Here is an 11222-nt window from a genome sequence, read left to right as displayed (position 1 = left end):
ATGTACCCTGCCCGCACGAGCAGCCTGTGGCTGGCGACTTCGGCGTCGGCCGGATCTTCGCGCAGCGTACGAACGAAAAGAGATGACATTCTAAGCACGGGTACAAGCATACCGGGCGGCCTGCCGAAGCCGTCGAATCCGGCGGACCGTGCCCGTGTTTCGCCGTATTCGCCGCGCCCCTGCTTTCCTCCGCCCCTCTTTTTCCGCCGCTCCTGTTTTCGCCGCGCCCCAATGCGGCCGGCCGCGCAGAACACTCGGCCGCACAAAGCGCGCGGCTGCACGAGGCACTCGGCGGCGCTGTGCGTCGGACCCCGCACGCACGCCTGCACGCCTATATGTATTCGGACCCCGCACGCGCGCCTATATGTATATCGTCGTCCATTCTCCGACGGAGTCGAATCCCACCTTGCGGTAGACGGCGACGGCGGACTCGTTGAAGTCGTTGACGTAGAGGGAGACGGTCGGGGCAACCTTTTCCCGAATGAGGGCGACGGAGGCGGCGATCCCCGACGTGGCGATGCCGCGCCCCCTCAGATCGGGCGGGACCCACACCCCTTGGATCTGCGCCACGCCGCCGGCCAAGGCGCCGACGTCGGCCTTGAAGACGACCCGCGCCGTCGGCTGCCGGGGCCGTGCGAATGAATGTGTGGCCGCGCCTGACCAGGCTCTCGGCTCGTTTCTCGTAGGCGTTGCCGAAGACAGTCGGATCCTGCCCGACTTCCTCGATGTACATTGCCACGGAGGCGGGAAAGACGATGGGCATGTCGGAAAGCTCAGCCTGCCGGACCAGCGGATCCGGGGCCGCCTTGAGCCTTTCGCCCATGACCATCGAGTGCTGCCGCCTGCGAATCTCGCGGGCCGGCCCCCATTGGCCCTCCACCCGTTCCCACAAGCCCATCACCTGGTCGCTGGGGCCCACCATCGACGTCGCCGACCGCCACTTCCCGAGCAGCTCCTCCGCGAGAAGGTCGAGGCCCACGGCGTCGAATCCGAGGGGAATGACGTTGCCCCAGTCCCATGCGAACCCCGTGAGCTCGTTGGCGGCGTCGAACAAACCGATCCCCCTGTGGCCTGAAAGCCCCATGTCTTCAACGGCCACCCGTGCAAGGACCGCGTCCACCGGTCTGCTTTCAAAGAAACGCAGGACCGCCTCCGCGTCGGAGGATCCGAGGGAGCGCATGCCGGGGCAGCGTTTGCGATTGATCCAGGACACGTCGACCGCTCAGAATGCCTCTACCACGGGTTTGTCGCCCTCGGCGGCCTCGCCCATTTCCTCAGCCATCTCGTTGGCGTACTTGAGCAGGGTTTCGACGATCTGGTCTTCAGCGACCGTCTCAACCACCTTTCCGTGAACAAAGATCTGGCCCTTGCCGTTTCCTGAAGCGCAGCCGAGGTCGGCTTCGCGCGCCTCTCCGGGTCCGTTGACGACGCAGCCCATGACGGCCACCCGCAGCGGCGCCTTGACGTCTTTGAGCCCTTCCTCGACGGATTCGGCGAGCGTCCACACGTCCACCTGGGCTCGGCCGCACGAGGGACAGGAGACGATCTCGAGCTTGCGCGGACGCAGTCCCATGAATTCGAGGAGCTTGGATCCGACCTTCACCTCTTCGACGGGAGGCGCCGAGAGGGAGACGCGGATCGTGTCGCCAATCCCCTGCGCCAGGAGCGTGCCGAAGGCCGCGGCGGATTTGATGGTTCCCTGGAAGGCGGGGCCCGCCTCGGTGACGCCGAGATGGAGGGGCCAGTCGCCTCGCTCGGCAAGCATTTGGTAGGCCCGCACCATCGTGACGACGTCGTGGTGCTTGACCGAAATCTTGAAGTCGCGGAAACCGCATTCTTCGAAGAGGGAGGCCTCCCAGACGGCGGATTCGACGAGCGCCTCCGGGGTGGCGGAGCCGTATTTTTTGAGCAGCCGCGGGTCGAGCGACCCAGCGTTGACGCCGATGCGAAGGGAGACGCCACCGTCCGAGGCGGCCTTGCAGATGTCGGCGACCTTGTCGTCGAACTTCCTTATGTTTCCGGGGTTAACCCGAACGGCCCCGCATCCGGCCTCAATGGCGGCGAAAACGTACTTGGGCTGGAAGTGAATGTCCGCTATGACGGGAATTCTGGACTGCTGGGCGATGATCTTCAGCGCGGAGGCGTCTTTGTCCGTGGGGCATGCGACGCGGACGATGTCGCACCCTGCGGCCGTGAGCTCGGCGATCTGCTGGAGGGTCGAGCCGATGTCGTGGGTCTTCGTCGTGGTCATCGACTGCACTGAAATCGGGGCGTCGCCGCCGACGGCGACGCCCCCGACCTGGATCTGACGCGTGCGCTTCCTCGGAGAGAGGACATTGAGCTCGGGGCGCAGGCCCGGCATGCCAAGGTCAACAATCACGCGTCCAAGTATCCCACGTGAACCGCGACGATGTGATCTCGGGCCTGTCTGTGTGACGGGAGAATCAGCCGCTGCAATTTCATTCGCCGTGTGTGAAAGCCCGCGCCGGCTTGACAAAGGCCAGGCTCACGGCGGCCGCGAGCAGGCTCAGCCCTCCCGCGATGAGCGAAACGGAGACGAGGAAGAAGCTCACGCTCGTCGGCACTCCGACGCTGTGCAAAATCGCGGGATGGTCCTCGGTGCCGTCGTTCTCATACATGCTCAGTCCGTAAAGGATCGCGCTTGCGTAGACGACCGTCAAGAAAACGGCCGTCGGGGCCGGCATTGCGCGCGCGACGTCGTTCGAACGCTTCATTCGCGAACGCGTGACGATCCGCACGAGCAGAAGGCCGAAAAGCACGATCGGGGAAAGGAACAGAAGGCCCAAGAAAAGCATCCAGCCTTTTTTGCACACGCCTCCCGGCATAAGCGTGATCGCAGCGACGACGACGAGCATCATCGCGCCTTGGCGCCTGTAGACGAAGCGTCGAAGCCCGGACACGGCGGGGCCGCCTCCCTTTCTTTGCCTGCTCGGCGGGCCGGGCTGGCCTCGCACGGGCGTGGGCGATTCTCGGGCCCCGTCGGCGGCTGTCGGCTCGCTCGCCAGCGCGGAAGCGACCGCCGCAAGAAGCAAAACGACCATGACCGGAGCGGTGAAACGAAGAACCGCGGCGCGGTCGAGTGCGCGCACGTGAAAGAGCCTCGTGCCGAAGGCTAGGCAGGCAACGACGAAGGACGCGCAGGCGCAGTAGGCGACAAGGCAGGCGGCCGTCGGCCTTCCCAAACCGAGAACCCCGATTCTGCGGGCTTTTATCACGCTTGCAATCCAGGCGGCCGTCTGCCCGATGAGCATGGTCAGGGCCATGGCTAGGACCATGTCGACGTCGGAGGAGTCCCCGGTTGCGCCGTACGCCGCGTAATACGAGGCGAGGCAAGCCAGCGGAACAACGAATGCCAAAAGGCCTTGCAGCCGATACAGGCCGTACATGCGGCCGAGCGTCGGCCGTTCCTTTCGTTCCGGAAGACGCTCGCCCCCTCCCTCTTGACCGCTCTCGCCTTTTCCTTTTCGAACGGACTCGCCCTCGTCGCCTCGAATCTGCTCTCCTTCCACCTGGTTCATGGTTCCTCCAGCCGTGTTCACAATTCCTCCTGCCGCATTTGCGGCCCCTCCTGCCATTGCGGTTTTCTCCTTTGAAACCGGAGTTCTTTCGGCAGCGGGTTGGAGGCCATCGCCACCACTGTGGTCACGAGCAGGAACGCTGCGCCTGCCAGAAAGGAGAGTATCGCCAGTCTGAAGCTAAAGCGGCCGTCCACCCCCAAGCGCTTCAATATGGACGGCTCGAAGTCACCGATCCCGCCCTCCGGGGCCGCCCTGATGTCGGGCGCAGCCAAGCCGCACAACAGGGCGGAGGCGTAGTAAAGGCATAGAAGCGAAGCGACGGCTTTCGACACTATCCTCACCCCGGCGGCGTCGGCGCGAATGTATGTGGCAATCCAGATTAGCGCCTGGAAGAAGACCGTGATCGGAGCAAGAACCGACATTACGTTTTCAAAGACGCCGCCCTTCGAACCGATGCCTCCTGGAAGAGCGGCGAGGGCTAGAGGCACAAGAATGATGAAGGGGACTTGGCTCAAGTAGAGAAACCTCAAGAATCGGTGCGTCTTCTCCACTTGACCCGGCCCGTAGGGCGCCGGGCCGCAAGGAGCCGGCCCATGAGCCGCAGGCCCGTAGGGCGCAGGCCCATGGGGCGCATTCGGGTCTCCGGCGAAGTTGCTTGTATCGTCGGGCATGTTCATGACTCCTGCCTTCCGCCTTTGACGAAGGAGAGCAGCGCAGCGTTTCTCAGCGCTTACCCTCGCGCTCGCAAGCATCGTGTGCCTAAGAGAATATGAACGGGTTTCCGTCGCCGTCAAGAGTTTCGCGCTTGGAAACCTTCGGCCGGTCAACGAGCGAAACAATCACAGCCGCCAGCAACATGGCCGCCCCGATTCGAATGGCGTTCTCCGCGAGGAAATGGGTCATCTCGTTTGACATCCCCATCTTCATAAGGATCGAAGGGTAATCCCTAGCGTCATCAACTTCGATGGCCGACAGGCAATAAAGAACGACGCACGCGCAATAGGCCATGAGGGTCAGAAGAGTGAGGCGCCCAAGCGCTAAGACGCCGACCCGACGCGCGTGAATCGCCGTCGATATCCAGATGGCTGACTGGCCGGCGACCATGCAGACGGCCATTTGCAATCCCAGGAGCATCATCCACCCGCCGTATTCCAGCCCGCCCGGAGCGAAAATCACCGCCAGAGGCAAGAGCAAGACAGCGGGGCCTTGAGCATGATAAGCGAACACGGAGAACCGACCGGGCCGCCTTTTTCCCTTCTTTCCTCCGCCTTCTCGGCGACGCTCTCGATGCGAGGCCTCAGCGAGGCGCATTTCAGAAGCCGAAAAATCTTCGTTCATGCCGATCCTTCCCCGACGGGGCCAACTCCCAAGCTAGCCTTGGTTCTTCCGTGAACACGGCGCGTTCCCGAGCCTTCGAAAATCGGAAGCGCCGTCGGACGATCGTGAAGCTCCTTTGGACGCGTGGGCTTATTCTGGTTGCCGCAAAACGACAGGACCAGAGCAACGAGCAAGGAAAAGGCGCCGAAACAGAGGCTGAAGACGGCCACGGACATCGAGGTTTCAAAAGAGAAGCCGATTCTGCGGAGACGCAGAGGTAATAGGAGCACAGAAAAGTCGATACAACATAGCCGAGTGCGAAGACGCCGCTGGAGATGGCGCGCATCATCGTCACAATGAAAATCAGCATCTGAGCGAGAAGCATCACGGGCAGGAACAAGCAAATCGCGATCATGTCGATCGCAACGTCGTTTCCTGACCATCTCGGCACCAGAATCGCCAAAAAAGGCGCAAAATAGATCATCGCAATTTGGAAGAAAAGCATGAACCGAACGAACCATCCCGGCGTTCGGGGCTCGGTGCGCGCGGCAACTCGTTTTGCAGCGATCGCCGACATCCTTCTTCCGCGTCCGCCCGTTCTTTTTGAGCGCAGACGGTTTGATCCGTTTTGGGTCTCTTTCTTGCGTTCTTTCTGCAGAAAAACGCCCAACAAATCGCCGAAGGCGTCGTCGGCTCGGTCGTCCATTTGCCCGTTCTCCTCATTCTCATTTCCGCTGGGCCTCCGGCTTTCATCTCGGCTCGGGCGTCTGCCCGGCGGGCCCTGGCGGGACCGCGAGATCACCGGTTTTCCATGTCCGAGGCCTCCCCCGGACCCGCGTCTTTTAAGTCCGCGTCTTTTAGGTCCACGGCTCCTATGCCGGAGCGTCCCGCGTGCCCGTGCGTCTGTCGTCCGAAGTCCCCGGCCCGTCGGCCAGCGAAACCATCAGCGTCACCAGCAACATGACGGCGCCGCCCAGCATCGCAAGGTCGACGAGCAAAGCGCTCGTCCTGCTCAAGCCCCCCATTCTCATGAAAGACGACGGATGCGTACTCGCCTCGTCGGTCTCCGCGGCGGCGAAAGCGCCTCTGCTCCAAGACGACGTCGCAAGCGCGGCGGCGCCAAAGCTCCGTCACCGTCAAAACTATCACCGAAGCGATGCGCGCGCCTGCTTTTTCGGGAGGCGACTCGATCCGGGCGGGCGCTCGGTTACAGAAGTTTGACGGGGTTGACGACGTCGGCCACGACGAGCACGACGGTCATGAGGATGAAGGCGATCGCGACGGCGTAGCTGAGAGGCATGAGACGCGCGGTGTCGATCGGGCCGGGGTCGGGGCGCCCGCGCCTTCGGGCGACCGATCGCCGCAGCCCCTCGAACGTGGCGCCGGCCAAATGCCCGCCGTCGAGGGGAAGGAGGGGGATGAGGTTGAAGATGAAGAGCGTCATGTTGAGCGAGCCGACCAGCAAGAGGAGATCGCCGAGACGCGCCGGCCAGTCGTAGGACTTCGCCCGCACCGAGGCAATGTCCCCCGCCAGATCGGCGACGCCGACGATTCCTACAACGCCCGAGGCGGATCGCTCTTCCCCCGTCACAACGCTTCGGGCGGTTTGCCACAGGCCCACGGGAAGCCGAGCGAGCGCTTTGGCCGTCCCTCCCGCTTGTTCGAGGGCCATCCCGGGAACCCGCATCAGGGACTCGGATCGGCGTTCGTGCGTGGGAGAAATGCCCACGTAGGGCTTGATCTCGTAGACCGTTTCTCCCCGGGCGTCTTTGACGGCCTTCCCTGAGGCGTCGGTCTTCGGCAGTTTCGTCGCGATCGGAGTGATGCTCAGCGTCATCGTCGCGCCGCCGCGCCGGACGACGACGTCGGCCTTGTCGGTGCCGCCCTCGGCGATCGCCGCCTGGATCTCTTTCCAATCCTTGACGGCGCGTCCGCCCCAGGAGGTGATTTCGTCGCCCGCGCGAAGCCCCGCCTCAGCCGCCGGCGACTTGGGGTCCGAAGCCGCGCACTCGGATTTCTGGGTCACGCACGGCACGACTTTCCCGACCGTCGATGTGGCTTTGGGAAGCCCGATCCCGCATACGACGATCGCCAGGCACGCGAAGCACAGGACGAGGGTCGTCAACGGCCCGCCGAACATGACGATGAGCTTCTTCGGAGCCGGAGGCTGCCAAGACGACCGAGTCTCTTCGCCGGGTCCGATTTCGGAGGCGCTTTCGCGGCGCGCCTCCTCGGCCAGCGTGAGCTTTCCCCGTCTGTTGAGCTCTTTGCGCCCGGGCCTGCCCGGCGGAATCATGCCCGCAATCTTGACAAATCCGCCCAGGGGCAGCGCCTTGATCCCGTATTCCGTTCCGCCGGCTTTCTTCGACCACAGGGTGGGGCCGAAGCCGATGAAGTACTGGGAAACTTTCACCCCAAACTTCTTGGCGGGGATCATATGGCCGAGTTCGTGGATTCCCACCGAAATCAGCAAGCCCAATACAAGGAAGAGGATTCCCAGGATTGACATCAAACTCCCATCGTCTCGCGGGCGCGGGCGCGGGCCCATCGGTCGGCCTCGAGCACGCTTTCGTAACTCGGCTCGTCGACTGCTTCGAAAGCCTCCAACACATCGGCGACGGTATCGACGACGGCTAGGTAGGCGATCCGCCCGCGCAGGAAGGCTTCGACGCATTCCTCGTTGGCGGCGTTGAAGACGGCGGGGTGCAGCGGCGATTGCGCAAGCGCGGCTCGCGCCAGGCCGATCGCGGGAAAGGTCTCGTCGTCAAGCGGCTCGAACGTCCACGCTGCCGGCTTGTCCCAGTCGTTCGCGGGGACGACGTCGGCAAGCCGCCGCGGCCAGGACAGGCCGAGCGCGATGGGAAGCCTCATGTCCGGCGGCGACGCCTGGGCGATTGTCGATCCGTCGCGGAATTCGACCATCGAGTGCACCACGGATTGGGGGTGGACGACGGGGAGGATGTCCTCGGGTGCGACGTCGAAAAGGTAGGCCGCCTCGATGAGCTCGAGCGCCTTGTTCATGAGAGTCGAGGAGTTGACGGTCACGACCGGCCCCATGTTCCACGTCGGATGGGCGAGCGCCTCCTCCGCAGTGACGTGGGCCAGTTCGGCTCTCGTCCTGCCTCGGAAGGGCCCGCCAGAAGCCGTCAAGACGATCCTCCGCACTTCCGTCGAACCGTCGACGACGGGGCTCGTCAGGCCTTTGCGATGCCGCCCGGACGAGAGGGCCTGAGCTATGGCCGAATGCTCCGAGTCCACGGGGACGATCTGGCCCGGCCGGACCGTCGCCTGCCCGATGAGGGGCCCTCCGACGACGAGGGACTCCTTGTTGGCCAGGGCCAGCGTCGCTCCCGACCGCAGCGCCGCGAGGGTGGGCGCCAAGCCGATTGAGCCGGTGACGCCGTTGAGGACCACGTCGTCCTCCCCCGCCATGGAGGCTATCGCGGACATCGCCGACGGGCCGGAGACGATTTCCGGCAGCCGGCCGACGCCGCCGAGACTGCGGGCCGGCTCGGCGGCGGCCTCGGACGAACCGGCGGCGAAAGGGCCGGCGTCCGCTCGCGCGGAGGACGAATCGTCGGCCGCGTGGCGTACGGCAGCGCGCGCGTCGAACGAGCCTCCGGCGGAGGCATAGGCCGAAAGCGCCTTTGAGAGAGCTGCCTCCGCGGCCGGATCGGCGACCGCCACGGCCTTCGCGCCGAATTGCACGGCCTGGCGGGCCAGCAAATCGACGTTTCCTCCGCCCGCTCCGAGCCCGAGAATGCGGAAATCCTCCGGGTTCCGCGCGCCGACGGCGAGCGCCTGCGTGCCGATGGATCCGGTGGACCCCAAAAGAACCACCCCGCGCTGAGAACCCGGCATCACTCGACCGACAGGAGAACGCTCGCGGCGCGTTCTAGGTAGACGTCGACAACCGACTCGTCGTAGGCGTGATTGTCCTTCGCCGAGCCGAAGACGGCTTCGCGCACCTCGCGCGCCGACAGATCGGTCTTTCCGTCGAAATAGTCCGAGAGCCTGTCGATGAGCTCGTCGACCTCGACCTTCGAATAGCCCCATCCGTCGGCCTCGCGGAATCTGCGGCCCACCGGGCGCAAAAGTCGCGGGTAGAGGCTCTTGGCGTCCTGATACGTGGTGTTCAGCCAGGCTTTCTCGCCTCGGTCCGCAACGACCAAGGCTCTCCGCTTTTGAACGAAGGCGGCCTCCAGCCTGTCGAGCGCGTCGTCGATCTCAGCGGGCACGTATCCGCCGCGCGCCCTGCTAAAGGCGGCGTTTCGCACGGTGTTCTCGTCGAAAGCCGGAGTCAGCGGCCCGTTGTAGGCGTCCTTCGCCCTGCGGAGGAAATCATCGACTTCCTCGATGTCGTATCCCTTGTCGAAGATACCAACCGTGCGAAACGGTTTGTCCTTCATCGCAAAACCCCCTTCGGTCCGTCCGCCCCCGACCCGCGCCTGACGAGCTCGGCGGCCTCGGCGGCCTTGGCCGCCCTTGCAGAAGATCGCGTGACTTCAGCTGCCAACTGTCCGCAGGCGCCGTCGATGTCCGATCCGCGCGTGTCACGTATCGTCGTCGGGATGCCCGCGTCCAGCAAAGTCTGTACAAAAGTATTCTGGGCCTCTGGGGTGCTCGCAGTCCAAATGGAGCCGGGAGTCGGATTGAGGGGAATGGGGTTGACGTGCGCCCACCCCCGGCCGCGGCGGTTGAGCTCGTCGGCCAAGAGCTGCGCGCGCCATTTGTGGTCGTTCATGTCCCGGATGAGGGCGTATTCGACGGAAACGCGACGGCCCGTCTTGGCGAAGTAGGAGCGGGCGGCGTCGAGCAGCCGGCCCACGTTGAATCGCGAGTTGATGGGAATGAGTGGGTCGCGAAGCTCGTCGTCGGGCGCGTGGAGGGAGATCGCCAACGTCACGGGCATGCCCTGCTCGGCGAGCTTCTCGATGAGCGGCACCATTCCCACGGTTGAAACCGTGACGTTGCGGGCTGACAGGCCGAAGCCCGCGGGCGAAGGCTCAATGATCCGCCGGAGGGCCTTGAGCACCTGTTTCCAATTCGCAAGGGGCTCGCCCATGCCCATGAACACGACGTTGGTCAGGCGGCACGGCTCGCCGAGGTCGCCTCGCGCGGCGGCGAGCATCCCGCAGCGGACCTGTTCGACGATTTCCCCCGCGGACAGGTTGCGAGTGAGCCCTCCTTGGCCGGTTGCGCAGAACGGACACGCCATCCCGCATCCGGCCTGGGAAGAAATGCACAAGGTTGCCCTGTCAGGGTATTTCATGAGCACAGTTTCGACCATTGCGCCATCGAACATCCGCCACAGCGATTTGACCGTGAGGCCGCGGTCTGCGGTCAGGTCGCGGACTTTCGTCAGCAGCGGAGGAAAGAAAGTTGACACGAGGCCCTCGCGGTCCCGCGCGGGAAGGTCGGTCATGCGCTCAGGGTCGACGTCAAAATGCTCGAAGTAGTGTCTCGACAGCTGATCGGCCCGAAAAGCCGGAAAGCCTGCCTTTGCCGCCCTGTCTTTCCTTTCGGCGAGGTCGAGGTCTGCCAGGTGCTCGGGCGGCTTTCCCCTGCGCGCCTCCGCGAACGAGAGCAGCGGACGCGGCCCCGATTCGACGGCGGGCATGACTTGACGGCCGCCGCGGCCGGGCGCGTTTTGGCTCGATTGAGCCTGGGAAGATGGTGGCGTCATAACTCGCCCATTCTCTCACGGTAGGCTCGCTCGTTCGCAACGGCCCGACTGTCGAATGAGGCACGTTGCGTGGAACGAATCAAGATTCTGTGCAGGCGGACGCAACGGAAAATTGCGCACCCTTCCGCCGGTGAGCGATGCTTGCGGAGGGCTGGCCGTCTGCCGTATGGGGATTACGTACTATATGGGGATTGAGTACTGTATGAGGTTGTTTCGTCAGCGTTTCCAACTCGCCGACGGTGAAGAGCATACCAGATTACGAGATCGTTACATTACCTGATCGTCGTATTGTTTCCCACAAGGGATTCGCTTGCCGAACCGCGGGAAGTGTGCCTTGCGGCGTATCGCAGACTTTTCGACAGCGGGCCCTGTCCGGAGACAAAACAAAGGCCCGGCGGCAGTCAGAGGCCTGCCAGCCCAAGGGGCATGGCGAGTCGACGGCGTCATCTCGCAAACGGCGCGGTCATAACCGCGTAACAGACCGGCGCCCACATGAGGATCGAGTCGATGCGGTCGAGCATCCCTCCGTGGCCGGGGAAGATGGAACCCATGTCCTTGACCTCTAAGTCGCGTTTGAGAAGCGACTCGGACAGGTCTCCGACGGTCGAGCAGAGCACGGCTGCGATCCCTACGAGCATGCCGACCCGCCACGGACGCTCCAGCAGCGAGCCGACCAGAAC

Annotated in this window: 12 protein-coding genes and 1 pseudogene; all 13 read right to left on the bottom strand. The window is 64.1% G+C overall.

Going from position 1 to position 11222, the window contains the following annotated elements:
- Positions 1–360 precede the first annotated feature (360 nt).
- Positions 361–570 (bottom strand): GNAT family N-acetyltransferase, encoded by a 210-nt coding sequence (locus tag ACO48X_RS06980; protein WP_485001372.1) that lies wholly within the window; start codon positions 568–570, stop codon positions 361–363.
- A gap of 247 nt (positions 571–817) precedes the next feature.
- Positions 818–1084: pseudogene (locus ACO48X_RS06975) on the bottom strand (DUF4081 domain-containing protein); the annotation flags it as partial.
- A gap of 138 nt (positions 1085–1222) precedes the next feature.
- Positions 1223–2362, bottom strand: coding sequence for a flavodoxin-dependent (E)-4-hydroxy-3-methylbut-2-enyl-diphosphate synthase (gene ispG / locus ACO48X_RS06970; protein WP_485001381.1), 1140 nt, complete (start codon positions 2360–2362; stop codon positions 1223–1225).
- A 97-nt stretch (positions 2363–2459) separates the two neighbouring features.
- The gene (locus ACO48X_RS06965) at positions 2460–3539 is read right to left on the bottom strand and encodes a hypothetical protein (protein ID WP_485001371.1); all 1080 of its coding nucleotides are present in this window, start codon (positions 3537–3539) and stop codon (positions 2460–2462) included.
- A gap of 17 nt (positions 3540–3556) precedes the next feature.
- Positions 3557–4216, bottom strand: coding sequence for a hypothetical protein (locus ACO48X_RS06960; protein WP_485001370.1), 660 nt, complete (start codon positions 4214–4216; stop codon positions 3557–3559).
- Positions 4217–4298: 82 nt separating this feature from the next.
- Positions 4299–4733, bottom strand: coding sequence for a hypothetical protein (locus ACO48X_RS06955; RefSeq protein WP_485001369.1), 435 nt, complete (start codon positions 4731–4733; stop codon positions 4299–4301).
- A 118-nt stretch (positions 4734–4851) separates the two neighbouring features.
- Positions 4852–5562 (bottom strand): hypothetical protein, encoded by a 711-nt coding sequence (locus ACO48X_RS06950; protein WP_485001368.1) that lies wholly within the window; start codon positions 5560–5562, stop codon positions 4852–4854.
- Positions 5563–5728: 166 nt separating this feature from the next.
- Positions 5729–5872: a hypothetical protein gene (locus ACO48X_RS06945; RefSeq protein ID WP_485001367.1), complete on the bottom strand. Its 144-nt coding sequence runs from the start codon at positions 5870–5872 to the stop codon at positions 5729–5731.
- A gap of 191 nt (positions 5873–6063) precedes the next feature.
- Positions 6064–7365 carry a M50 family metallopeptidase gene (locus ACO48X_RS06940; RefSeq protein ID WP_485001380.1) on the bottom strand — a complete coding sequence of 434 codons (1302 nt, stop codon included), beginning with the start codon at positions 7363–7365 and terminating at the stop codon, positions 6064–6066.
- On the bottom strand, positions 7365–8717 hold the full coding sequence (locus tag ACO48X_RS06935; protein WP_485001379.1) for a 1-deoxy-D-xylulose-5-phosphate reductoisomerase: 1353 nt from the start codon (positions 8715–8717) through the stop codon (positions 7365–7367). Before ACO48X_RS06935 ends, ACO48X_RS06940 begins: the two co-directional genes overlap by 1 nt.
- On the bottom strand, positions 8717–9265 hold the full coding sequence (locus ACO48X_RS06930; RefSeq protein ID WP_484991406.1) for a DivIVA domain-containing protein: 549 nt from the start codon (positions 9263–9265) through the stop codon (positions 8717–8719). Before ACO48X_RS06930 ends, ACO48X_RS06935 begins: the two co-directional genes overlap by 1 nt.
- Entirely contained in the window at positions 9262–10476 is a 1215-nt protein-coding gene (rlmN, locus tag ACO48X_RS06925; RefSeq protein ID WP_485001378.1) for a dual-specificity RNA methyltransferase RlmN, read from the bottom strand. The genes ACO48X_RS06930 and rlmN overlap by 4 nt, the downstream gene beginning before the upstream one ends.
- 509 nt (positions 10477–10985) lie before the next feature.
- A partial coding sequence (locus ACO48X_RS06920; protein ID WP_485001366.1) for a phosphatidate cytidylyltransferase occupies positions 10986–11222 on the bottom strand: 237 nt, incomplete at its 5' end.

This window comes from Peptidiphaga sp. (assembly GCF_057238965.1).
The sequence above is the reverse complement of the archived record's forward strand: the minus strand, read 5'-3'. Positions and strand labels throughout refer to the sequence as shown.